We start from the raw sequence: 25666 nt of genomic DNA on the forward strand, positions 1-25666 counted from the left end.
GCTGAACTATAATGATAAACGTAAACATCCTATTCAGTAAATCGATCCTAGTGAACTCGTTCAGCTAAATCTTAACGAACTTTTGCCCAACTCTCATAATAAGTTTTAAAACTTCACTGAACACAACAATACTAAACGTAAATCCAAGCATTCTTAACCATAGATAAGGTTCAAGAGGAACCGTTTTAAATACCTGCCCGCCAAATTGAGTAACCATAATTTGAATTAAAAAGGTTAGAAATACGACGCCGAGCATCGTTTTATTTTTATGAATATAAGGAAAGATGCTCTTATCCCCAAATTCTCTGCAGTTAAAGGCATTCCATAACTGGAAGAGTACAAACGACGTAAAGACAATAGTCGATTGCTGCTCTGCACTTCCCCCAAGGATTCGAGTTTTCAGAAGGAAAATTAAGGCTGCCACGATAAACAAACCGTTAGCTATGATTTTAAATAACATATCTTTAGTAACAATAGAAGCATTTCGTTTAATCGGCCGTTTTTCAAGCAAATGTTCTCTGGGAGGTTCTAACCCTAAAGTTAAGGCCGGCGGTCCGTCCATAATAATATTTACCCACAGCAATTGCAGGGTTGTAAACGGCATTTTATAACCTATGATTTCTGCCAAAATAACTGTAATGAAGGCTACAATATTAACAGTCAACTGAAACTGAATGAAGCGCTGAAAGTTTTCATAAATGCCTCGCCCCCACTTTATAGCTTTGACGATGCTGGAAAATGAATCATCCAATAAGACAATATCCGAAGCCTCCTTGGAGACTTCAGTTCCGGTGATTCCCATAGCAACTCCGACATCAGCCGCTTTCAAAGCAGGAGCATCGTTGATGCCATCACCGGTAACAACTACGGAAGCATTGTTTTCACGCAGCAATTTAACAACTCTCATTTTAGCCGAAGGATTTGAACGCGCTATGACAACAATGTTACTGAGTTTGCTTTTCAGCTCCTCATCACTCATCACATCAATATCGGTAACCTCAAGAACCAGAGAATCCTCGCGGATAATTCCCAGTTGATCGGCGATAGCTTTAGCAGTGTTAATGTTATCCCCGGTTAAAATTTTAACCGCAATACCAGCCCGACGACACTGATCAATAGCCTCCTTGACGTCCTTGCGCAAAGGATCTTCAATTCCAACAAAGCCTGTAAAAATAAGATTTTTTTCCACATTGTAGATATCTTCCCATTGAGGCTCTGCTCTAAAATCGGTGTAAGCAAAGGCTAATACTCTCCGTGCATGATCCTGAAGTTCTTTAATTCCAGCTTCAATTCTATCTTTGTGTTCCTGAGTTAAGGGAACAATCTCATTATTTACCAAGACTCTATCACTAATCTTAAGGACTTTTTCCGGGGAGCCCTTGGTATAAATACGGTAGCCATCTGCCTTTTCATAAGCCGTGGACATCATTTTTCTTGCTGACGTGAAATTGTATTCGGCAACTGGCTCGCCAAACTGTTTGCGATAGTCCCGGTAGTTAATTTGTTTCATATCAGCATAGACAAGAAGCGAACATTCCGTTGGATTTCCCAGAAACGTATATTGACCATCCTTTTTCGTGATATCTGCTGTCGTATTAAGACAGAAATTCTCTAATAATGCACGACAATTCAGGCTCTCAGCGGATGCCTCTTGACCATTACACCAAGCCTCTACCACAGTCATCTTGTTTTCTGTTAAGGTTCCTGTTTTATCGGAACATATGACGTTCACAGAACCAATTGTTTCACAGGCAATTAACTTACGGACTAAAGCATTATTTTTAGCCATTTTCTGCATGTTAAATGCAAGGGTAATTGCCACCATAGTCGGTAAGCCTTCCGGAACCGCAGCCACGATAAGGGCTACGGAAGTGATAAAAGCGTCTTTAACTCCCGGCAAGACCGAAGCGATATGACCCGGAACAAACAACCCTTGTCGATACATGATAAACAACTCGAACAGAAAAATTGCAGCTGCTACTATCGATCCAATAATTGAGATTTTTTTGCCAAGATCCGCTAATTTCTCCTGCAGGGGAGTTTGAGCCGTCGTCTCCCCCTTTAACTCTTCAGCAATTTTACCCATCTCAGTTTGATCGCCAACAGCAGTTACGATAGCAATAGCCCGTCCTTCGATGGCCATAGTGCCTGAGAACAGCATATTGGTTTGTTCAGCCAGGGGACAGTTTTCCCGCTCAATAGGCTTGGATTTTTTGGTGACAGATTCTGCTTCACCAGTCAGCAGAGATTCATCAATTCCGAGGTTTGAACAATGGATAACTCTGGCATCTGCCGGAACTTTTTCCCCCGTTTCTAAATGGATAATATCACCGATAGTAAGCTCACTTTGCGGTATATGAATTATCTGGCGATCTCTCACTGCTTTCACCAGAACATCATCACTCAGCTTAGCCAAGGCTTCGAAGGCTTTATCCGATTTGCCTTCCTGAATAACGGAAATAGTTGTGGCTATAAGAACGGCTGCGAAGATTCCCAGCCCATCCGGCAGGTGACCCATGAGCAATGATATTACCCCTGATATTAAAAGAATTATAATTAAAGGTTCTTTTAAGCTTTCCATAATTTTGACAAAAAGGCTCTCTTTGGGCTTAGGAGTAAAAACATTTTTCCCATAACGCTGAATTCTGGCTCTAACTTCAGAAAAAGATAATCCACTGTCTTCGTCGCTCTTTAATTCGGCAATAACCGCCTGGGCTTCTTTTTGATAATAATTCACATAGATCCTCCTTTTGCTTTCCTATTATCCCCTACCCCCTATTAAATTTCGATTTACTTAATGAATATAACCACTCCTCACTTCAAATATAAACCTTGCGGTAAATAAAAAAGACTTTTGACATAGTCATTTAAGACCATGTCAAAAGTCTTGTTACCACTTGGGCTTACAAAGCCAGGCAAGAGTTCTTGCCGGGTATGTTGACTTTGTAATTTAAAACTACTCCCTTTTAACTCTTTCAGTATAATTGAAAACCACCTGCTTGTCAAGTGAGTAAACTCGTTCAGCTAAAGCTGGGCCCTACCCCACCGAAGCAAGGAATTATGCTGAGTAATTTTCTACGTCATGAAGAAAAATCTCTACTAACTGAGGATCAAACTGAACTCCGGCGTTAATTTTCAATTCCCGCAAGGCAATGGTTTCAGGCAAAGCCTTGCGATAGCTTCGTTCACTGGTCATAGCATCATAGGTATCAGCAATGGCAATAATTCTAGACTGCAGTGGGATTGCTATACCCTTTAGCCCTTTAGGATATCCCTTCCCATCCCAACGTTCATGGTGAGATAAAACATAATCCGCCATTTCAGACATATCATTGACCGTGCTAAGGATGCGATAACCTATTTCCGGGTGCTTTTTTATTTCTTCCCATTCATCATCGGTCAATTTGCCAGGCTTGTTTAAGATTGTTTCTTCAACGGCGATTTTACCGATATCATGAAGCAAACCAACAGTTTTTAGTTCTTCAATTTGCCCTTCGGGAAGGTCCAGAGCTTTGCCAATTCGTTCACAGAGTGCTGATACTCGATGAGAATGCTGCTCTTCACGTTTATTTTTCTCATGCAGAGTGCTAATTATCGCCTTAATGGTTTTCCCTCTCATGCTCGGGCTTTCAAAGAGCTTTTTCTTATACATATAATCTTCGGCCTTTTTTAAAATCTCATAAATATTTTCACCTTTATGTGTCTTTGTCTCATATCCGAAAGAGACCGATAAAGCAATAGACCCTACTTTCTCTTCTAAGGCCCGAGTTTTAATGCGCTTAAGAATTTGATCTGTTTCACTGGCACTGGTTTTAGGCAGAAGAAGAACGAATTCATCCCCGCCTAGGCGGGCAATAATGTCGTCGGATCGGCAGGAACCTTTTATAACCTCGGCCACTGTTTTTAGAAGTTGATCCCCCATACTGTGACCAAAAGAATCGTTAATAAGCTTAAGACCGTTAACATCGACAAAAACAACAGTTAAAGGATAGTTTCTCTGCACATCTAAACGTTTAAGCTCTTCTTCAAAAAATCGGCGATTATATAATCCAGTCAAAAAATCACGATAACTCAAAAACTCAAACCGTCGTTCCATTTTTTTGCGTTCGCTGATATCCCGCCATAAGACATGAAACACTCTTTTTTCATTAATTAGGATGGACGTCAGCATGACTTCTCCGGGAATAATTGTCCCATCCTTCTTTTTCAAAAGCCACTCAAACTTCTTACTCCTACGAGTAGTCTTAATGATTTCCATAGCTTTCTCCTGAGAAGAAACTCCTTTGGCTTGGAATGGCGGTGAAAGCTCCCAAAAACTTTTGCCGATAATACTCTCTTTAGAATCATACCCTAATAGTCCTATCGTCGCCGGATTACAGTCTATAAATTTGTTATCATCCAGGATCAAAATAGCATCAGAGGATCCTTCAAAGAGAGTTCTAAACGTATGTTCACTTGCTTTTAAAGCCTCTTCAGCCCTTTTTTGCTCCGTAATATCCTTGTAAATTCCGAACACACCAATACGTTTATCTTCAAAAATTAAAGGGTAGCCGAGTATATGTACATGAACAAAACTCCCATCCTTACGCGATCTGAGAGTATCATATTCAACGATATTTCCCTTGATAACCTTTTTGGAAAGCTCAGTGGCCTTGTCAATCTGCTCTATGGCAACAATTTTATCGTTAATTGTAGAGCCAATCAGTTCCTCTTTAGAGTATCCAAACACTTTTTCAAAGGCACAGTTCACATCTATAAACTTATCTTCAGTATCCAAGATGCAAATAGCCTCCGGGGAGTTTTCAAAAAGCTTGCGGAAATATACTTTTTGCAATTCCAAATCTTTTAGAGAGCTCTTTGTATTAGCAAGATCGTTCAAAAGTATACAGATTCTGGTTTCGCCTGGTTCGATTTTCAAAGGGAACGCCCTCATTCGAACCTGAATAGGAGATCCATCTTTGCGAAAACATGATATATCAGAAATTACTGTTCTTCCTTCTAAAATTTCATTATAAATTTTCCGAAATTCCTCTTTATCCGTGACAATCATGACATCACTAACAACCGAACCCATAATTTCCAAGTTTTCAACATCAAACATTCTTCTTAATGATTCATTAACATTAAGGATCTTCCCTTTTTGATTAATAATTAGAATACCATCTTGAGTATTCTTGAACACTTCAGTAAAAAATTCATTTCTCGAATGCAAATAACTGTTTAAAACTTTAAGTTGTTTATTTTCCTTTCTTATTAAATAAATAAGAAAGAAAAAAATCAATATTATTAAAACTATGAGAGCTATGCTCAGACATAAATTTAGCATATAAACCCTTCTTTCGATTAACAGACCTATTATATGACAATACTAAAATTTTTTCTATATCGTAATTTTAAGACAATGCAGAGTGAACTGCCATCACACAAACTTCTTTTTTACTGAGAGAATTTAACTTATGATTATATGTTTCGAATTCATACCAGCTTTTGTTTTTAGTTATAATACTTAAGGCATACTGAGAAAGGGTGATATGAAATGAAATTTTTAGAGTTTGAAGAAGCAATACCCCATTATATCCAAAATTAAAAAATAATCATCACTTTTTTCACATGAATATTTTATCAATCCTTCCTCTAAGCTATAATATCTATAAAACAGTATTGAGAGGAACGAAATAATGATCCGGACATTTATTTGGTTTACCTACTTTTGGCTCTATCTCATTGCTATCGAACCGGCCCTAATGAAGATTAATCGCTTATCTAAACTGGGGCGAATTCCCGAACGTGACAAAATCACTGCTGAAATGGCTAAAAACTGGGCTCGATCCTTAATAAAGTGTGCAGGCGTAACAGTTACAATCTCCGGAGAGGAGAAAATCCCTTCCGGCCCCGTCCTTTTTGTGAGCAACCATCAAGGTAACTTTGACATCCCTTTACTCTTGGGATACATAGAAAAACCTAAGGCCTTTATAGCTAAAATTGAGTTGCTTAAAATACCCTTTATTCGTACTTGGATGACACATATGCAATGTGTCTTTATGGACCGTTCCGATATCCGCCAATCACTCAAAGTTATTAATCAGGCCGCAGATCATCTTAAAAAGGGCTATTCCATGGTTATCTTCCCCGAAGGGACGAGAAGCAAGAGTGAAACGTTAGGCGAATTTAAACCCGGCAGCTTAAAATTGGGATTAAAAGCCGGGGTTCCTATTGTTCCCATTGCAATACGAGGTTCTTATAAGATTATGGAACAAAATGGCTTTCTGATTAAGCCGGCACATGTTGAAATTGTTATTTCAGATCCTATCCCCACCGACAGCCTTACAAAAGATCAGGCCAACGAATTGTCGGACAAAGTATATACTGTAATTAAAGATTGTTTAGCCGAGACAAATTCTATTGTGGCCTAAACAATCGTGGCCAAGCAATAGGTGCTGCCCGTTGCGCAGACTACGTTCACTAGCTGAACTAATGTCTATTGGCTTCATGCAAAAAAAAACCGCTTTCAAAGCGGTTTTTTTTTATCTAAATCTATTCCATATCTAATGAAATTCAGACACATCAATCAATCCAAATATTTAGTTCATGCTCATGTTCAATGATTCTCTCAGCAATCTTTGTTCCAACATCCTTAAAGTAATTTTCACAAACTTCCCAAGAAGAATCGTAGTCTTCCATTAACTTACCCCTTGTCATAACTCGACGAGGCAGAGGAATCCTATTTGTGCTGTTGATATCAAAGTTTGCAATAGATTTTTCGAATTCGTATTCTAAATTTGCGCTGTTCCAATACTTAGTTTCTCTTTCTGATGCCGATTCACAGATACGATTTACTAATTCATAAGTTAGAGTACCAAAGGTAACTAATAGTTTGGGCCGATATTCGAGAATACTTTCCTTGAGCGATATAATGTCATCTGCAATTTCAGATGTTGACCATAAATGGGAAGCATTAGAAACTAAGCCAATATCGCTGACCATACTTTTTATATAGATATTTCTAGTCTCAATTCTTTTTTTGAGTTTTCGGTATACTTGATCCTGGATCACTTCAAGAACCGGTACCCAGATGTCATTACGGACAGCCGGATACTTAGGATTAACTAAAAGCCAAAGATGGGAAGATCGATCTCCGGACTCTGTTTCTATTTTATCAACTAAAGGTGAATACTTATTAAGTACTAAGCTAGACAAAGGTAATTCCACCTTTCGTATTTGGATTAATGCGCCATAGGAACAATATCACGCTTTACTTTGAGATTGTGGTATAATTTTATATACCTAGTTACATAGCAAAAAGCGTGCCAGACTCTAAAAAGGCCATAGGTCAAGATCTCCGCCAATTAAACAATTAAAAAGTGTAGCAAATGCTACACCTTGCCACAGGGATTCTATGCTCATTTGAGCTATTTATCCAATTTTTAAGCCCCCCACTTTTTTAAATAACAACTGTAGCATATACTACAGTTATAACAACGGAAGTGATTTTATGCTGAGAAAAAACAAATTATTCTCTACTTTTAAAAGCAGCAGTTTACGAAATCAGATCGTAATTATAATAGCCATTATCATGCTTGTACCATCCGTTGCTCTAATGTATGACATTTTTTTCGCTTCAAAGACAGATGAAGTTGTTTTCCTAGACAAAGAACAACGGCTTGAAGCCCTGGTCAACAGTATCAATAAGGACTTTTCGAAAAATCTTCAATCATTGTCCTTAGGATCACATAAAATCTCTTCATCCTTGCTTCAAGACGAATTCATTCAAGTTGTGAACCCACAGATACAGGCTAATTTAGGAATTCGCTTTGGCTTGTATATTCCCCAAACGGAAAAGATCACCGTACTTGGTTTCCTGCATAACTATCGTAACCTCTCACAAGAAGAAGAAGCTCAAAGGGAAAAGGATATCTTTGACAATACAAAACCGGGATTAGTTGCGACTCAGATGAGTAATACTCCGCTCTTTCGCATATCCGGTTCATGGAATGATCAAGTCGTTGAATATATATCCCCTGTAGTTTTAGATAAGAAAGTCGTCGCCGTAATGTGGGTCGAAGAGCGGCTTAATCCTTTCTTTTATCAGAGCAGCTTCTTTCGAAAACTCGAAAGGTATTTTATTCTTGCAGTCTTGGCCATTGTTATGATTGGTGCCCTTATTGTTATCAGAAACTTAATGACCGGAGTTAACCGCTTAAAGCAGGGGTTAAACCGCATGGAAAATGATATTCATCTTTTGCTTCCTGAAATGCCTGGAGAACTTGGTCAGGTAGCTCAAGCAGTTAACCGCTTGGCCGTTGGCCTCAGCGAAAAGGAACGATTGGAAGATCAGTTGAGACAATCAGAGCACCTGATTGCTCTTGGCCGTCTGGCAACCGGTGTAGCTCATGAATTACGCAATCCAATTGCTATCATTAAAACCTTGGTTGAATTGATGAAAGAGGAATATTCTCAAGTGACCGGCATTGAAGAATTTACGCGGGCAATAGAAGAACAAATCGACCGCCAAGATTTTGAGATTCAGGAACTTTTAGATTTCGGACGTCCTACTAAAGTTGCCTCTAAAGAATGTTCCATTAATGATCTTATCAAAGGTGTCCTCTCTTTCTCCGCCGCAATGCTGCGCAAGCAAAAAGTCCACGTAAAATTAAATCTGGCATATAACCTCTCTCAAATCTTAGCTGATACCGAAAAGCTTAAACAAGTTTTTGTAAACATCATTGTTAATGCGTCAGAAGCTATGCCCGAAGGCGGCGAACTGGCAATAACCACGGAAGAAAAGGAGAACATCATTGCCATAAGCTTTGCGGATACTGGAGAGGGAATCCCTCTAAACGATAAATCAAGAATATTTGATCCCTTTTATACAACAAAAAAGGCCGGTACCGGCCTTGGATTGTCAATTTCCTATCAAAGTATAAAACTGCACGGCGGAACCATTGACGTTAACAGCGAACTGGGAAAAGGAACTACTTTCCGGATTAATCTTCCTGTACTGCCTAAAATTCTAAGACAGGAGTGATCTTCTTGACACCAAAAATTCTGGTCATTGACGATGAGGAAAGAATGTGCTGGGCCCTCGAGAGGGCACTCAGCCATGAAGGATATCAGGTGATGACAGCCACAAGGGGGTTAGAGGGCATTCGATTGGCCAAAGAAAATGAACCCTCGCTGGTAATTTTAGACTTAAAAATGCCTGATCTCGATGGCATCGAAGTATTAAAAGAGCTAAAATCTTTATACCCTAATGTACCTGTCATCATGATTACCGCCCATGGGACTATTGATACGGCCATAGAGGCGATGAAAATTGGTGCTATGGACTATATCACAAAGCCGTTCAAGCTCGAAAAAATCAAAGTCCAGGTTCAACAAGCGCTTCATCTCTCCAATCTGGAAAATCAAGTTGATTTTTTACGTCAGGAATTAGGAAAACAATACGGTAAACTTATTGGACAGAGTGAACCGATGAAAGAAGTTTCACTCTTAATCCGTCAGGTTGCTAGAACCGGTACAACAGTACTGATTACCGGTGAAAGCGGAACGGGAAAAGAAGTTGCTGCTTTAGAAATTCACAAAGCCAGCAATCGTTTCGACAAACCCTTTGTGGCAGTAAACTGTGCCGCTCTTCCGGAACACCTCTTAGAAAGTGAATTATTCGGCCACGAGAAAGGGGCCTTTACCGGCGCATCCAGCAGAAAAAAAGGGCGCTTTGAGGTCGCCGATAAGGGATCAATCCTCCTTGATGAAATTGGAGAAATGCCTATTAACATGCAAGCAAAGTTGTTAAGAGTATTACAAGAACGCTGTTTTCAAAGAGTTGGCGGAATCGAAACAATCCACGTCGATGTTCGAGTCATCGCCACAACGAATCGGGACCTTGCCACGGCTATATCCAGCGGAACCTTTCGAGAAGATCTTTACTATCGCTTAAATGTCATGGGCATTGTCATGCCTCCCCTTCGATCACGAAAAGAGGATATTCCTCTTCTTGTTAATCATTTTTTAGAAAAATTCGACCCTACTAAAAGTAAAAAAATTTCTTCAGAAGCTATGAAAATCTTAACCCAATACAACTGGCCCGGAAACATCAGAGAGCTGCAAAATGTTATTGAAAGAGCCCTTATTGTTTGTCAGGGTTCGGAAATCCAATCGGTGCATTTTCCTAAAGAGTTGCTCAATCATCTCGAAGAATTGACAACGCCGGAGATACAGCTTACTGAAAGTGGTTTCTCTTTAGGAGAGTTAGAGAAACATCTTATCATTAAGGCTCTGGAAAAACACAACTATAATCAGACCAAGGTAGCAAAATATTTAGGAATTACCCGCCCGACATTGCTTTATCGCCTACAAAAATATGGTATAAAATATGACCACAATTAAAGCCATTGAATTTTCCCAATGGCTTATCCGCGACTTATTTTAGATATGATCACTTCCGTAATCAACCATTTTCTGATTCAATTCTGCAAATTCTCGGCTAATTTCCGGTGCTTTAAGCCATTGACTTTGGGGAGAACAGCGATCAAAGTAATTTAAAAACTCCTGAAAATGATCGCCGCTATAAGCATTTCGAAACCCTTCCAGAGTAAAATGGGAAGAAAAATTACAGTTTAGGTTTAAATGATTAAATAAGTCCTCACCGATTAGTTCTGGATTTCGCGTGTCCACAACTTTATGAAAAGAATCAAGGACTTTTTTCTGCTGCATAGAATTAAGTCTGTACACAACACGCCCCCCCCTTATTAAAGTTCCAGTTCCCTAAATATTGAGAGTTATTTTGCTGTTAGTATGCCCGTTAAGTCCTAGAGTTTGCACTCGTTTAAACGGGAAATAGCAAGTTTTTTAGAGTAAGTTTAAAACTTCACAAGTATTTCATAAATAAATTTAGAGGACATTTGCATATAGTGTCGAATAATTAATGATATGTTTAATGAAAGGAGAAAGAATGCCGAATCTAGAGTCGTCTAGAACGGGGGATTTTATTTATGGGGTTAATCGCGTGTAATACGCGAAGGGCTTACACCTTCCTGCCCGAATCCGTCAACTAACCTCGTAGGCAATTGTGAAAGGTGAAAAATATGCAATGGTCTCGTAAACTGTCTCAGATTCAAGGCGAAGTACTTAGCCGAATCAAACATTTCGATTGGACTCAAAGAAAACTAGTTATCCAACAGTTTTCGCGCAATACGTTACAAAGGATTTCTTGGAAATCGCCAAAAATTATCGTTACCTTATCGGTTTCTCTCATTTTAATAGGTGGGGTCACCTACAATCTTACAACGACGACTTCTGCGGCAGCAGTTCTTGTTAACGGTCATCAGATTGGCCTGGCAAAAAATTCAGCGACAGCTGAAAACCTTGTAAAAACAGTTTTGCAACAGGAAGGCAAACCTTATGGTGTAGTTGCCAAAACTCACGACGTTATAACTTATGAGAACGTCAGGATTAGTCCAGCTGTCTATCTGGAATCTTCTTTAAATGAAGAAAAACTAAAAAATGACATATCATGTTATGTTGATGGTTATAGCTTAAAAGCAAATGGATCTGTTGTCGCTGTTTTGCCAAATAAAGAAGACGTGAATCAGGTTCTTAAAAAATACCAAGATTATTATGCAAAACCCAGTTCTGAAAATAAGATCGAATCAATAAGTTTTGCTGAGAATGTTAGTGTCAAAAAAGCTGAAGTCTCCCCGGATCAAGTAAAATCAGCTGATCAAGCTTTTAAGGTATTGATGGATGGCAAGATAACGACGAAAAACTATACCGTTCAGCCTAATGATTCCTGGTGGCTTATCGCCCGCAAAAACGATATGTTAACCGATGATGTATTAGCGGGTAATCCGGGGTCAACTAAAAATACCATGCTGAAACCCGGTGAAACTATAAAGCTTGTTGATTCCACACCTTATCTTACCGTTGTTAGTAAAGGAACTTATTCAGGGTCGGAAACTGTACCCTACGATGTTGTAACGAAAATTGATCCGAGTTTGGCCTTTGACAATTCAAAAATTGTAACCCAAGGAAGTAATGGCGCAAAATTAGTTACTTATTCCTATGTGCGTAAAAATGGTATCGACGTAACTAAAAAAGTATTAGCTGAAAAAATCACTCAAAATCCTGTAAATCAAGTCATTGCTAAAGGACCTGGCAATGTGACGGTTGCCTATGGTATTTCCAGAGGAAGCAGTAATAATTCCTCCATTGTGGGTCGAGCTCTTAGCTTACAGGGTACGCCCTATGTTTTCGGTGGAACCACTCGCAGTGGTTTCGACTGTTCGGGCTTTACAAAATATGTTTATGCTAATTCCGGAATATCCCTGCCGCGTACTTCCTATGCTCAATTTGCTTCAGGACGTTCTGTCAGCAAAAATGACCTTCAGCCTGGTGATTTAGTGTTTTTCACGACATATACTAGTGGTGCATCTCACGTAGGCATTTATATGGGGGGGGGACGATTTATTCATGCCAGTAACCCTAACAGTGGTATTGAAGTCTCCAGTCTCAGTGACAGTTTTTACGCTTCCCGTTATTTAGGAGCGCGCAGGTATAATTAGTAACGGTAATCCCGCTTAAAAGGGGGCTGTGAGAAAACACAGCCCCCTTTCATTTTTCGGGAAAGAAATTATTCAATCTCATCACAAGGTCTGGGAAAACGAACAAAAAAAGTAGTTCCGTCTGGACCAGTATCAACGTCTATATGAGCATGATATCTGCTGGCAATTGTGAAGCACATGGGCAGACCCAAGCCGGTTCCGTTTTCTTTGGTAGTAAAGAAAGGATCGCCAAGCTTTTTAAGATTCTCTTCATCAATTCCTTTTCCTTCATCCTTTACACTAAGGACAACACTATCATCTTCCATAAAGGTTTCAATCGTAAGACAGCCATTGGGCTGCATTGCTTCAAGACCGTTTCGGGCCAAGTTTAAGACTAGTTGTGTAATTTCATTAGAATCAATATCAATTTCCTTAATTTTACCCGGTTGAAAAATACACTTCTTATCTTGACTATAAGCATCAGCAATTAATAACGGAAATAGGTTTTCCAGCAACTTGTTGAGATTCATGCGTTTAATTTCAGTCGGTTTATTTTTGGCAAGAGATAAGAAATTTGTAATAATTAGATTGGCCCTATCCAACTCCTCGATCATTAATTCAAAATAGTTTTGAAAGACAAGTAAATCTGTTTTACTCTGTAACATTTGAAGAAACCCTCGAATAGTTGTCATAGGATTTCGAATTTCGTGTCCAAGACCTGCCGCCAACTGACCTATAATATTTAAACGCCCCAGTTTTGCTATTTCACCTTCGAGGTATTCTCTATTCTCAATTTCTTTTTTTAGGGATTTTTTTAGCGAAAAGACCTCTGATTGAAGATTAACTCGTTCTTCCCTAAGCTGAATTATCTCTTTTTTAGAATCAACAAATTCTTCCCAATCTTTAATTGTTCGAAACGTTGCAGCCATAGATATTAAAATCCTCCGATAATTCATAATCATCTGATATTTATATCTATCTGATTTTCTAGTCACTCAAAGTCTTATTAGCGAGTTAGGATAAAATAACTGATCGTTATATTATTTCGAGAACAAAAAGGAAAATCCTTCAAGAATTGTTTTTTTATTATTAAATTTATCATTTACAAGAAAATAAAAACGGCTGCTAAATTTCGATTGCCAGAACGTCCTATTCGCTCTGGCAATCTTTTTTACTTTATTTTAACAGATTGACAATACGTCTTTTACGTTCATGCTTTAGAATAAGGTTGAAGCTAAAGATAGTTCGAATCTAAAAGGAGTTAACTCAGCAAAGCCTTTCTGGGAAGAGTAAAATGAAGAGGTGATAAACTCATGAACGTCAGTGTATATACATACACTCTGGGGAAAATGACCAAAATGATCTTAGCCCCTGTAGGACCTTTGCAGTATTTACTTAATTCTCCGGGCCTTCCTCACATCTATAGCTTAGAACAAGCTTACCGCCTCTTAGAACAAGACAACAAGTCCAGAGCAGCCAACTTTTTCAAGGACTATCATACATATCTTAAAAAAGGACTGTTATGGGCAGACCGTGGCTGGAAAAATGTTTGTCATTATTATAATTGGAACAGCGATCAAAACCGCGTCCAATGGCCAGATGCAAGCGCTGAGTGTCAATATTATTTCAACAAAGCCATGTCCCTCTTTTCTAAAGAAATGGTCAAAGGAATGTTCTATCTTGGAGCGGCCTTGCACTTAGTACAAGATATGTGTGTACCCCATCATTCAACAGGGGTTGTTTTTGATGGGCACTTAGAATTTGAGAAATGGGCAGCGAACAACTGGTACAACTTCCCTGGCAAAACCGGTTTATACTCTTCCTTTACACATCCTGTACAGTGGATTGAGCACAACGCCAAGCTATCAGCGCAGCTTTATCACTTAGTATCAATTGAAAATGGCTGTTCAACTAAAAGCTATTCCAAAGCTGCGGAAACCCTTATTCCTCTATCAATTGCCACAACTGCCGGCTTTTTAGATTTTGCGTACCAAAAATTAACGGATATTTTACCTCGGCAAAACCTGGTAAAAATTAAGTCATAACGTAACTGCAGCAAAATGAAGCAGCAATAGTAATTTCCTTAAGTATTTTTGCAGATAAGGTAAGAAAAAAAGCCCGAAAGAAGATCAAAAAATATCTTCTCTCGGGCTTTTTTTCTGTGCATATTTCCTTTCGATAGCTCTGCCTCGCTGTTCTTTTATAAATTATTGATACATGTACTTTCTGGTTAAAGGAAGATTATTGTTTACACCTTTAGTAAAAAGCAATTGATGAACATCTATGTTGCCGCAATGAAATGACGCAGCGCAAGAATTTAAATATAAACGCCACATGCGAATAAAGGTATCGTCTTTCATTTTTCGAATTTCCGGAAGTGCCTTTTCAAAATTTTGGGTCCAATGTTCTAAAGTCCTTGTGTAGTGCTCGCGCAAACTCTCGAGGTCAATAAGACAGAATTTATTTTCAACAATTAGGGATACGAGTTCGTTGACTGCCGGAATATATCCTCCGGGAAAAATATATTTGTCAATCCAGCTGTTTGTGCCTGAGTCTTCATCATAGCCTGTTATACAATGCAGCAGGGATATTCCCCCTTCATTAAGAAAGGATTTTACAGCGGAGAAATACCCATCAAGATTTTCTCTGCCAACGTGCTCAATCATCCCTACACTTACTACTCGATCAAAGGTTCTATCGTTCAATTCCCGAAAATCGATTTGCTGAACTTCAACAAGCTCTTCTAATCCTTCTTCTTTAATTCTCTCCGAAACTCGAGAGTATTGTTCTGAACTAAGAGTTACCCCCATAGCTTTAACTTGATAGTTCTTCGCAGCTGTAAGGATTAATTCTCCCCAACCACAACCAATATCTAATAAAGTTTGTCCAGGCCGCAAATTAAGTTTACGCAGAATATGATTTACTTTGTTTTTTTGAGCCTGATAAAGACTATCTTCCGGTGATTCAAAATAAGCACAAGAATAAGTCATGCTCTCATCCAGCCAAAGTCGATAAAAATCATTGCCAATATCATAATGATATTGAACATCATCTTTACTTTTCCTTAGGGTATTGGAAAGAATCTTAGCGAATTTAACATAAGGTTTTTTATCATACAGAAAACTGTTCTGATTATTATAAATCGACTCGATGACTTTTTGTACAGCTCCATCGATATCAATTTTTTTACGCATATAGCCTTCGCCGAAGGCCAGGGAAGGATCACTGATAATTTCTGATTTAGGTATGGGCTCACTGAAATTAATTCGGAATTGAATCTCTCCTTCGCCATATTTTTTAACGTCCCCATCCCAATATTTAACTTCGCAGGGATCAGCGAACATATTTTTAAGGACGTTGTTGTAGAACGTTTTATCAATACTCATTCCATTTACCTCCTTCGGAATTGATAAAATCCTAGAGGTAATACTTTATTTAACTTCCTCTAAGTTAATTTTCTCAATTACCGCTTGAGCTCGTTTCTTCAGATTGGTTAAATCTTTTTTAACCCGTTCAATTTTTAAGATTTTCTGTTCGATTAAGTTAAGTTCTTCATCTAAGGTGTCTATTATACTCAACAGTTTTTCCCTTTGCTCTCTGCGCTCAGCCGTTTGTTTAAAGCTTACTTTTTGAGACTCAATGAGATTGCTAAGCGCAATAAAATGCTGTAGTTCCTCCAGCGATAAGCCTAAGGCGTCTTTAGTATACTTAATTCTTTTAAGCAATTCTATGTGCTCTTCATTATAGTACCTAGTCCCTCCTTCACTGCGTTTAGGCGGCGGTAATATCCCTATCTCCTCATAATATCGGATGGTTCGTTTGGTCAAGCCGCATTGGAGAGCAACTTGGTCAATTTTATAGTTATCCACAATATCCTCCCTTACTGTTGCTAAGATTATATTAGCACTAATATAACATTAACGTCAACGTTAATCACTCTTTAAAACTCAACAATTTTACAAATAAATACATTTTTTGCATACTATATAATATCCATTGAACCTAACTTTTATAATCCGTAATTGTTACACACAAAAAAGCGAGGGCCTGAATTAGGTACTCGCTTTTAGCATATGTTTTACTGAATATGGAGACCGTTTTAGAACAGATATGGTCTTTAGGAAAGGAGGGTGAACAGTGAAACGTCAGTGGTTAATCAGAACGGCTGCTAACAAGCAGAGAAAACTTACCAGCCTCGGAATAACGATTATTGTAATCATTATTGCCATTACTGCTCTGAAATTAGCGTTTAACCAAAGAGTATCTGCCTGGCAGGATTTTTCAGATACTGTACCGACAATTACCAATCCTTCTATGACTCCCACAGAAATAGAAAATTCTCTGGAAGACATCTTAAAACAATATCAAGAGATAACCGCTTCAAAGGAAAGGAGTAAAAAGCAAATAACAGCCTCATTAGATAAATTATATAAGCTTGCCGCCAATGATTACCTGAATTGTAATGCTCTAAAACAATCATCCCAGAACAGCCAAATGATCATTGATTTAACCGAAGCGTCTAGATTATTAACATCATCCCTTTTTGAACTCAACGATAGTTTGAGTAGTGCCGGTGATCTGAGTAAGTGTCAATTAAAAAGCAGCAAAGAAGACCTTGTCTCAGCGACTACTAAAATTGAACAGGTCCGTCAGGAATTAAAGCATTAGCTCAAACAGAAAATGATTATAAACTTTTAGCGAGATTGCTTAATTCCATAGACATGGACGTAATTTCTTCGATACTTGCAGAAATCTCTTCTGAGGCGGCCGCTTGACCTTGACTGGCGTCTAAGGAGATATTGCTTTTTCGGCTCGCTTCTTCAACTTTTTCCTTTATTGTATCAGTTAATTGTTTAATTCTGGGGACTGTGCTCTTTGATTGAGCAGACAGTTTTCTTATCTCCTCAGCAACTACACCAAAACCGCGGCCAGCATCTCCAGCTCTGGCTGCTTCGATAGCTGCATTCAATCCTAACATTTTCGTTTCATCAGCGATCTCTTTAATAAAAGCCGATACCTCATTTATCTCTTCTGAAATATTTATTATCCCTTTAATATCCGTATTAAGTTCCCCTTCATTGGTGTGTATTTCCGTCGCAGATGCTGAAAGCTCCTCTATGGCGGCGGCTATACCTTCAAGACTGCTTTCTAAGTTAATTGACATTTCACGCAGGGTTACTGCCGTTTTTTTCGGTGTCACAATACCCAGAGTGGCGACGAGATTTTTATGTTCATCATCATACAAGGGAAAATTAGCAATAGTTAATGGCTGCCCGTATTTAGAAGCGTCAATTTCTTCAATAATAGGCTTTTTAGTTTGCAGCGCCCGATAAGCAATATCTGTTTCCTTTAGGTCATAGCCTACGGCTATTGACGGCATGTCAAATTTATCGGAGGCCTGTGCATAAGCAATCTTTGTTAAGTCTGACATATATATATAAGCCCCTTCAGGGAACATCTCGGCTAAAATAGGGGCAAAATCTCCAAAGGCGGCAGCTACAGGGTGTAACTTAGGAAATGCTATAGTAAATGCACCCCAGATGTCTCCTTTATCATCGATGATAGGGATTGAGACGATAACTACTCTCAAACCATAAACCGTACGGGGAATATTTTGCGTTAGAACCTTCTTATTCTGTATTGCTTGCATCGTCGTTGTATCTTCATTTAATCTCTTGCCAACCTGAAAGATGTCTAATGAAAAGGACTCAGAGGATTTTACCCAAACAAAGGTGTCATGTTCAACAACTCCGAACAATATTCCGCCCGGTATTAAATCAGCCATAAATTCTGCCATAAACTTACACGACTCAACGCCCGCTAAAGCTATCATCTTTAAACCACTCCCATTGCTATCTACTCGTTAAAACTTCAGCCTTAAAATTCAGCCCGTTCAACAAAAGAATTAAACGCTCGTCAATCCGAACAACACCTTGCACTCTGTTACTTCCGAGACCTGATAGTTCTGCATTAAGCCTTTCAATCGATTGTTCTTCGACCTTTATAACTTCTGAGACATCATCCACAATTATCCCAATTCCTACATTCTCTATGTTCAAAATAAGCAAACGGCTGTCAACACTTCTCTCAGATTGTCCAACACCAAATCGCTTTTTTAAATCAATAATCGGAATCGCCTTACCTCTTAAGTCAATCATTCCTTCAATGTAGGAAGGCAGATAAGGCATTTTAGTTATTCTTTCCGGAATTCGAATGATCTCCTGAGCAAACGTAATTTCGAGGGCATATTCTTCATCACCCAATCTAAATACAACTAACTGCATATAACTCAATCAATTCACTCCTTTCTGAATCTTTAAACTTCTCTTATCACTCCTTTGCTAAGAAAGCAAAATCGCCAAGACAGCTCTTCTTGACGACAAAGACATTTCTTACTGTATGATGCAACCCGGCTATCTTCCACAAATAGAAAGACCCGTGGCTTTGCGTCCTTGGCTTTCACCAAGTTTGCCTTTGTCTTTTGTTGTATATTATAACATAACAATGTAGTTAAAAGTTGAAATTAATAAAAATATAACGAATATTTCACCCCCGATGCTTATAATTTTCAAGGTTACGAATCAATTTCAAAAAATGTTATTCTTCTAAGTACCTAATATATAGTAGCGTTCTAAACAAATTAAATATAAAACGTACAAATCTTACGTTCTTAGGCATTATATAATTGGATTGTTTTATCTATCTAAATTAAAATTTGAAAGTTAAAGGAAAAATGGTCTGTTAAGGCGAATTTTCCTTTTTACGGAGGTGAATTGGCATGCTTTTAGCGCCACTGTTTGAAAATGATGTTCCCGATGCCCTTTTATCCTGACGGATCGAAGGGTACATCTTCCGTCTGGAATAAGGACTTAATTTGATTGACGACGGAGGGAACTTAAATGTCCAAAAATAAACTAGGCTCTATCTATTTGGCTTTGGCTGCGACAATTTGGGGAGGTATGTATGTCATTAGCAAAGTGGTTCTTACCGTCATACCACCTTTAGAGTTAGTTTGGCTGCGCTATATAATCGCGCTCCTCGTCCTTTCAGCCATGGCAGTCCTAACCCATCAATCTTGGCGAATACGTAAGCGAGACGTCCCCTTAATTCTGACGATTGGCATAACAGGCTATGCCCTATCGATCTGGACTCAATTTCTGGGGACAAAACTGGCGACGGCTCAGATGGGGGCTATTATTACCTCGGCAACCCCGGCCTTCATGGTTATTTTCGCCCGCCTCTTGCTAAAGGAAACAATGACCCTGCGCAAAGGACTCTCGGTGATCTTGGCAACCATTGGCGTCTTGTGCATTGTTGGTATCGGAGATATTAGTACAACTTCTCGGCTTGGAGGACTGATCTTAGGCGTTGCAGCAGTAACTTGGGCCTTAATGTCTGTACTCATCAAACGAGTTCCCAGCACTTACTCTCAACTTGTTGTTACGACCTATGCGATTTTTACAGCAACTGTATTTATTACCCCTTTTGCGGCTTCTCAGGCCAGCCAAATTCCAGTCGCCGTCATGGCCCAGCCTGCTATTTGGGGTGGAATCTTGTATCTTGGCATTGTTTCTACTGCCCTTGCTTTCTTTTTGTGGAACAAAGGCCTGCAAATGGTCGATGCCGCCAGCGGAAGTCTGTTTTTCTTCTTCCAGCCCCTATCAGGAACTTTGCTTGGCTGGCTTTTTCTCGGCGAACACGTAGGACTCCCATTTGGGATAGGTTCAGTCCTAATACTTGCCGGAGTCTTATTAGTTATTAGAGAACCCTAACTCTGTTCGAAAATGCGTTAGATAACCTGGAAAGATCAAGGAGGCTCTTGAGCAATCAAAAGCCTCCTTGAATATTAATCAATTAATCTCGAATTAACGTACCATAGGAAGTTATAACCTCATCAGCCTGCTTCGGCAGCCTCAAACTGGCTATTATAAAGGTTAGCGTAAAAGCCGCCTTTTGCCAGAAGTTCATTGTGGTGCCCCTGCTCTATGATATCGCCATGATTCATGACAAGGATCAAATCAGCATCGCGGATCGTGGATAAACGATGAGCAATAATAAAACTCGTTCTGTTCTCCATAAGGTGATCCATAGCCTTTTGAATTTCGACTTCCGTCCGGGTGTCGACAGAACTGGTGGCTTCATCGAGAATAAGTATTTTCGGGTCAGCCAAGATGGCTCGAGCAATAGTCAAGAGTTGTTTTTGCCCTTGCGAGACATTTGAAGCCTCCTCGTTTAGTACCATATTATATCCCTTCGGCAGTGTATGAACGAAACTATCGACGCGTGCGGCTTTCGCCGCTTCCATTACTTCCTGATCACTTGCCTCGAGACGACCGTAACGGATATTGTCCATAATGGTTCCATTATAAAGCCAGGTGTCCTGAAGAACCATACCAAATAAAGAACGCAGATCATGCCTGCTGAAGTCGCGGATGTCATGTCCATCAACCAAAATTGCACCATCATTAACATCATAAAAACGCATCAAAAGCTTAACGATCGTAGTCTTACCCGCTCCCGTCGGTCCAACAATAGCAACCTTTTGTCCAGGTTTTATGTAAGCGGAAAATTTGTTGATAATGATCTTATCTGCTTCGTAGCCGAAATGTACATCTCTAAACTCCACACTCCCCTGCACACTCTCCAGTTTAACTGGATTGGTGCTCTCCGGAACTTCATTTTCCTCGGCTAGAAACTCAAAAACACGTTCGGCTGAAGCTGCTGTTTGCTGCAGTATATTCGAAATATTGGCCAATTGAGTAATCGGCTGAGTAAATGATCGTACATATTGAATAAATGCCTGAATGTCTCCAACCTGCATAGATTTTTGGATGACAAGCCAACCGCCTAAAACGCTAACGAGAACGAAACTTAAGTTTCCAACGAAACTCATAATAGGCATAATCAGGCCTGACAAAAACTGTGATTTCCAGGCTACTTTATATAATTTGCTATTAAAGCCTTCAAACTTCGCAATACTTTTCTCCTCGCCATTAAAGGCTTTCATAATCACATGACCGCTATACATTTCTTCTACATGACCATTTACATTTCCCAAATAATCTTGCTGCAGCTTGAAGTATTTCTGTGAATATTTAATGATAACCATAATAATGATCATGGACAAGGGGATCACCAGGAAAGCCACCAAGGTTAAGAGCCAGCTTATACTGAGCATCATGACCAGCACACCAAGAACCGTCGTTACAGAGGTAATAATCTGCGTTAGACTCTGATTTAGTGTTTGGCTGAGGGTATCTACATCGTTCGTAACTCGAGACAACACTTCACCATGATTTGTTCGTTCAAAATAACCCAAGGGCATACGGTTAATTTTTTCTGAAATATCCTTGCGAAACTGGTAACTGACTTTCATAGCCACACCTGACATAACCCAGCCCTGGACATAACTGAAAAGAGCACTTAAAAAATATAAGCCTGCCAAAAGGAGAATCGTATTCCCAATATAATTGAAATCTATTCCGCTGCCACTGCCGGAAAGCTTGCTTAAAGCGCCTTCGAAAAGGTGTGTGGTGACATTTCCTAATATTTTGGGACCAACAATAGAAAAGACTGAGCTGGCAGCGGCAAAAATAAATACGAAGATCATGGCCGTCCGATAGGGACGCAAATAATTTAATAGTTTCTTCATGGTGCCCCTGAAGTCTCGAGCCTTTTCGCCCCCCTGCATCATACCACCGGGACCGCCGCCCATACCACCACCCATGGGACCCCGCGGAGATGACTTCTTCCTGGTCTCCACGCTCATGCTAATTCCTCCTTCGAGAACTGAGACAAGGCTATTTCTTGATAAGCCTCGCAAGTTTTCATTAATTCATCATGGGTCCCGATTCCCGCCACTTTCCCTTCCTCAAGGACTATAATTTGCTCAGCGTTCATAATCGTAGAAATGCGCTGGGCAACGATAAGGACCGTACTTCCTCCTGTTTCAGCCTTCAGGGCTTTACGGAGGGCCGCATCTGTTTTAAAATCCAAGGCAGAAAAACTATCATCAAAAATATAAAGTTCCGGTTTCTTTACCAAAGCTCGGGCAATCGATAATCGTTGTTTCTGTCCGCCTGAAACGTTTGTTCCGCCTTGGGCAATCCCTGTCAATAATCCTTCCGGCTTTTCCTTAATAAACTCAGTGGCTTGGGCAATATCTGCAGCTTTGATGAGATCCTCTCGGGAGGCAGATTCATCTGCATACTGCAAGTTAGATTCAATAGTTCCGCTGAACAAAATACCCTTTTGAGGCACATATCCAATCTTGTCATGTAGATCATGCAGAGTTACGTCACGGATATCTATTCCATCGAAGAAGATAGCACCGCCTGTAACATCATAATAACGAGGAATCAGGTTAATAAGGGTTGTTTTACCTGCACCTGTCGAGCCAATAATCGCTGTAGTCTGATTCGGCAGGGCTTTGAAACTTATGCCTTGCAAAGCTTCTTCCTCGGCGCCGGGATACCTGAAGGAAACATTCCTAAATTCTAATTCGCCCTTAATTTTAGGATCAAAATCTTTTGGAGTCTGCGGATCAACGATAACAAGTTTAACCTCCAAGACATCGGCAATCCGCTGAGCTGAAACTGATGCTCTTGGGATCATAATAAACATCACCGACAGCATTAAAAAGGCCATAATAATTTGTATGGCATACTGCATAAAAGCCATCATATCCCCAACCTGCATCCCTGCATTGGCTATTTGAGAAGCGCCAATCCAAACAATGAGCAGTGTAACTCCATTCATAATCACGGTCATCGCCGGCATCATGACTACCATAACCCTATTGACAAATAGGTTGGTTTTTGTCAGATCAGAATTAGCCCGATCAAAACGACTTTCTTCGAATCTCTGGGTGTTGAAGGCCCTAATGACCATCATCCCGGAGAGATTTTCACGAGTTACTAAATTTAGTCGATCGATAAGTTTCTGAATTAATTTGAACTTGGGCATAGCTACCGAAAAAACGATGGAGATCAAACCTAAAAGCACAATTACGGCAACAGCAATAATCCAAGACATAGAAGTGCTCTTACCCAGAGCTCTGATCACTCCACCGACACCCATCATTGGAGCATAAAAAAACATTCTGATCAGAATGACAATCAGAGTCTGTATTTGGGTAATGTCATTGGTAGTCCGCGTGATCAGTGATGCAGTAGAAAATTGATCAAACTCTGAATTAGAAAAACTCTCTACCTTTGAAAATACACCTTTACGCAAATCCCGTGCCAGTCCTGCGGCTATGACTGCTGAGGTAAGCCCTACCATGATAGTACAGGCTGCACTGACTAAAGCGATTAAGACCATCACCATACCCGTATTGTTAATATAATTATTTTGAATTTTGTTTGTGTTCATGCCTAATGCAGCATATTCTGCTTTAACGGAACTGACAGCTGTTTGAATAATCATACTATCACTTAAGGCAGAGAATTGGTGATTGATTTTTTCGTTTAGTTGAGCCAGTTGAGCTGGAGGAAGTTTGGAAATAAGGGCATATAAGTCTGTATTCGCTGGAACTTTCATTCCGTTAAAAGAAATGACGCCCCCATTAGCGGTAGATTTCATTTTTTCAATACCTGAAACTGCTAAAAATGCCCGGCCAAATACTGGGTTCAGCTTATTAATTTCCGCTTGATCGATAGATTTTAGAACCTCAATTGATTCCCTCTGTAAAATTGGATACGCTTGGACATATCTTTCATACTCCTGACTTGATTTGTCGATTAAGGTATAATTTTTCAAAACCTCCGCCTTATCGGCAGGAGTCATAAAAAGAGTAAGCTTGCTCATCTGACTTTGTCTCACGGCCACAGGAACAGCATTAAGGACTCCCCCCTGTTGAATTCCCTGATTGACAATATTGGCCATATAGTCCGGCAGGGAAAGGTCTGCCATAGCCTGACAAAAAATCAAAATTACAGCTGTGATAATTAACAACGTATAGGGTTTTAAATATCTCCATAGTCTCAGCATCAGCCAATACAGCTCCTTAAATTTTAAATCTTAACCCATTAACCTTAAGTCTTAAACCTTCAGTCGTAACATTATCCTTACTCTTATGTCAGTTATACAAAAACTCTGTAAATGCTCCCAGTGCAGGTATTAGTATGTATTTGATTGCATTTCTATATGCTTAATTTTCAATTCTATTTTTCAGCGTAAAGATACTTATCTGGCGCGAAGGACACTTGGATTTGTTAAGATCCAATTACATAAAAAAAGAGGTGCCCGCGCACTACGTTTAAAGTCGTATGCGCTGCTCCTCTGACATGGAATTTCCTTACTCATGTTTATTCACTTATTTATCCAGCCTAGCTTCAATAGACTCCAGAGTTTTCCTGATTTGTGAGAACTCGGCTTTAACTTGCTCCATATTTTTCTTACCGTCAGTTTCAATACGATGCAAATGACTTTGCATATCATCAATCTCCAGCTCAGCCTTATAGTTAATAGCAAAATCAATCACCGATTCATGTTTGTCACGGGCGGCTTGTCGGTTTTGACTCATCATGATAACTGGGGCTTGAAAAGCTGCCAGAAACGATAAACATAAGTTTAGGAGAATAAATGGTGGTTCATCAAAATGAAACGACTTTGTCCAAAGAAGTCCATTCCAGACTATCCAAGCAGCCAAAAACAGTCCGAAATAAATAATAAACTTCCAGCTTCCGCCAAATTGAGCAATACGATCGGCTAAGCGGTCAGGGTATGTAGTTCTGCTGGTATAGTCTTCTTCCAGCCGATTTAAAATGCTCTTTTCGTAATCATCAACCAATCTGTCAATTCGTTGAATGTCTCTTTTTTGAATTGCAATATCAAACCCTTCAAATAGAGATGCCTCCTCAGGGTTGTCCAAAGCACCTTTAATATTATTAACTTCATTCATATTCTAACTCCCATATCTGATACTAACTCATATCTGCTTTTTAGAATTATTCCCGTTTGTTTTTCGATAATACATATCCACCCTTCCGATCATTCCTTCGATCGTTTTTATAAGTCTTTTTAGCTAAGATTATTGCAAAATCTGCCTGGCAAAACTTACACAGTACTTTGCATCATATGTTTATCCATTGACGAAAGTGAACTCGCTTACGCTCTACCCCACC

Annotated in this window: 19 protein-coding genes and 2 riboswitches; of the genes, 7 read left to right on the plus strand and 12 right to left on the minus strand. The window is 39.4% G+C overall.

Annotated features, from left to right (window positions below; all coding sequences use genetic code 11):
* Positions 1-64: 64 nt before the first annotated feature.
* Together B5771_RS22885 and B5771_RS22890 are read right to left on the minus strand one after the other, a co-directional pair.
* Positions 65-2737 carry a calcium-translocating P-type ATPase, PMCA-type gene (locus B5771_RS22885; protein WP_088189577.1) on the minus strand — a complete coding sequence of 891 codons (2673 nt, stop codon included), beginning with the start codon at positions 2735-2737 and terminating at the stop codon, positions 65-67.
* 321 nt (positions 2738-3058) lie between these two features.
* Positions 3059-5326, minus strand: a complete 2268-nt coding sequence (locus tag B5771_RS22890) for a PAS domain S-box protein (protein WP_172408350.1) — start codon at positions 5324-5326, stop codon at positions 3059-3061.
* Between the two features lie 352 nt (positions 5327-5678).
* Between B5771_RS22890 and B5771_RS22895 the strand changes: the two genes are divergently transcribed.
* Entirely contained in the window at positions 5679-6413 is a 735-nt protein-coding gene (locus B5771_RS22895; protein WP_088189578.1) for a lysophospholipid acyltransferase family protein, read from the plus strand.
* Between the two features lie 151 nt (positions 6414-6564).
* Here the strand turns inward: B5771_RS22895 and B5771_RS22900 are convergent, their stop codons facing one another.
* On the minus strand, positions 6565-7197 hold the full coding sequence (locus B5771_RS22900; protein ID WP_088189579.1) for a hypothetical protein: 633 nt from the start codon (positions 7195-7197) through the stop codon (positions 6565-6567).
* Positions 7198-7492: 295 nt separating this feature from the next.
* Here B5771_RS22900 and B5771_RS22905 point away from each other — a divergent pair, with 295 nt between their 5' ends.
* A complete protein-coding gene (locus tag B5771_RS22905) occupies positions 7493-9025 on the plus strand; it encodes an ATP-binding protein (protein WP_088189580.1) in 1533 nt (510 codons plus the stop codon).
* Between the two features lie 5 nt (positions 9026-9030).
* Positions 9031-10386, plus strand: a complete 1356-nt coding sequence (locus B5771_RS22910; RefSeq protein ID WP_088189581.1) for a sigma-54 dependent transcriptional regulator — start codon at positions 9031-9033, stop codon at positions 10384-10386.
* A gap of 39 nt (positions 10387-10425) precedes the next feature.
* Here B5771_RS22910 and B5771_RS22915 read toward each other — a convergent pair whose 3' ends face one another.
* Entirely contained in the window at positions 10426-10731 is a 306-nt protein-coding gene (locus tag B5771_RS22915; RefSeq protein ID WP_088189582.1) for a hypothetical protein, read from the minus strand.
* Between the two features lie 211 nt (positions 10732-10942).
* A riboswitch (cyclic di-AMP (ydaO/yuaA leader) is annotated at positions 10943-11080 on the plus strand.
* 4 nt (positions 11081-11084) lie between these two features.
* Here B5771_RS22915 and B5771_RS22920 point away from each other — a divergent pair.
* On the plus strand, positions 11085-12560 hold the full coding sequence (locus tag B5771_RS22920; RefSeq protein ID WP_088189583.1) for a C40 family peptidase: 1476 nt from the start codon (positions 11085-11087) through the stop codon (positions 12558-12560).
* A gap of 68 nt (positions 12561-12628) precedes the next feature.
* Here the strand turns inward: B5771_RS22920 and B5771_RS22925 are convergent, their stop codons facing one another.
* On the minus strand, positions 12629-13468 hold the full coding sequence (locus B5771_RS22925; RefSeq protein WP_088189584.1) for an ATP-binding protein: 840 nt from the start codon (positions 13466-13468) through the stop codon (positions 12629-12631).
* Between the two features lie 384 nt (positions 13469-13852).
* Here B5771_RS22925 and B5771_RS22930 point away from each other — a divergent pair, with 384 nt between their 5' ends.
* A complete protein-coding gene (locus tag B5771_RS22930) occupies positions 13853-14584 on the plus strand; it encodes a zinc dependent phospholipase C family protein (protein WP_088189585.1) in 732 nt (243 codons plus the stop codon).
* A 162-nt stretch (positions 14585-14746) separates the two neighbouring features.
* Here B5771_RS22930 and B5771_RS22935 read toward each other — a convergent pair whose 3' ends face one another.
* Positions 14747-15925: a cyclopropane-fatty-acyl-phospholipid synthase family protein gene (locus B5771_RS22935; protein WP_088189586.1), complete on the minus strand. Its 1179-nt coding sequence runs from the start codon at positions 15923-15925 to the stop codon at positions 14747-14749.
* A gap of 45 nt (positions 15926-15970) precedes the next feature.
* The gene (locus tag B5771_RS22940; RefSeq protein WP_088189587.1) at positions 15971-16408 is read right to left on the minus strand and encodes a MerR family transcriptional regulator; all 438 of its coding nucleotides are present in this window, start codon (positions 16406-16408) and stop codon (positions 15971-15973) included.
* A gap of 268 nt (positions 16409-16676) precedes the next feature.
* Here B5771_RS22940 and B5771_RS22945 point away from each other — a divergent pair, with 268 nt between their 5' ends.
* Positions 16677-17207 (plus strand): hypothetical protein, encoded by a 531-nt coding sequence (locus B5771_RS22945; RefSeq protein WP_088189588.1) that lies wholly within the window; start codon positions 16677-16679, stop codon positions 17205-17207.
* Between the two features lie 16 nt (positions 17208-17223).
* Here the strand turns inward: B5771_RS22945 and B5771_RS22950 are convergent, their stop codons facing one another.
* Together B5771_RS22950 and B5771_RS22955 are read right to left on the minus strand one after the other, a co-directional pair.
* A complete protein-coding gene (locus tag B5771_RS22950) occupies positions 17224-18372 on the minus strand; it encodes a methyl-accepting chemotaxis protein (RefSeq protein ID WP_088189589.1) in 1149 nt (382 codons plus the stop codon).
* Between the two features lie 19 nt (positions 18373-18391).
* Positions 18392-18823 (minus strand): chemotaxis protein CheW, encoded by a 432-nt coding sequence (locus B5771_RS22955; protein WP_242966957.1) that lies wholly within the window; start codon positions 18821-18823, stop codon positions 18392-18394.
* Positions 18824-18939: 116 nt separating this feature from the next.
* A riboswitch (cyclic di-GMP riboswitch) is annotated at positions 18940-19022 on the minus strand.
* 416 nt (positions 19023-19438) lie between these two features.
* Between B5771_RS22955 and B5771_RS22960 the strand changes: the two genes are divergently transcribed.
* Positions 19439-20311 carry a DMT family transporter gene (locus B5771_RS22960; RefSeq protein WP_088189591.1) on the plus strand — a complete coding sequence of 291 codons (873 nt, stop codon included), beginning with the start codon at positions 19439-19441 and terminating at the stop codon, positions 20309-20311.
* A 122-nt stretch (positions 20312-20433) separates the two neighbouring features.
* On the opposite strand, the gene B5771_RS22965 is transcribed toward B5771_RS22960, so the two are convergent.
* From B5771_RS22965 to B5771_RS22975, 3 genes are all read right to left on the minus strand, one after another.
* Positions 20434-22308, minus strand: a complete 1875-nt coding sequence (locus tag B5771_RS22965) for an ABC transporter ATP-binding protein (protein WP_088189592.1) — start codon at positions 22306-22308, stop codon at positions 20434-20436.
* Positions 22305-24530: an ABC transporter ATP-binding protein gene (locus B5771_RS22970; protein ID WP_088189593.1), complete on the minus strand. Its 2226-nt coding sequence runs from the start codon at positions 24528-24530 to the stop codon at positions 22305-22307. The genes B5771_RS22965 and B5771_RS22970 overlap by 4 nt, the downstream gene beginning before the upstream one ends.
* 325 nt (positions 24531-24855) lie before the next feature.
* Positions 24856-25443: a DUF1003 domain-containing protein gene (locus B5771_RS22975; protein WP_088189594.1), complete on the minus strand. Its 588-nt coding sequence runs from the start codon at positions 25441-25443 to the stop codon at positions 24856-24858.
* Positions 25444-25666: the final 223 nt, after the last annotated feature.

Source organism: Desulfosporosinus sp. FKA (assembly GCF_002196785.1).
GTDB lineage: Bacteria > Bacillota > Desulfitobacteriia > Desulfitobacteriales > Desulfitobacteriaceae > Desulfosporosinus > Desulfosporosinus acididurans.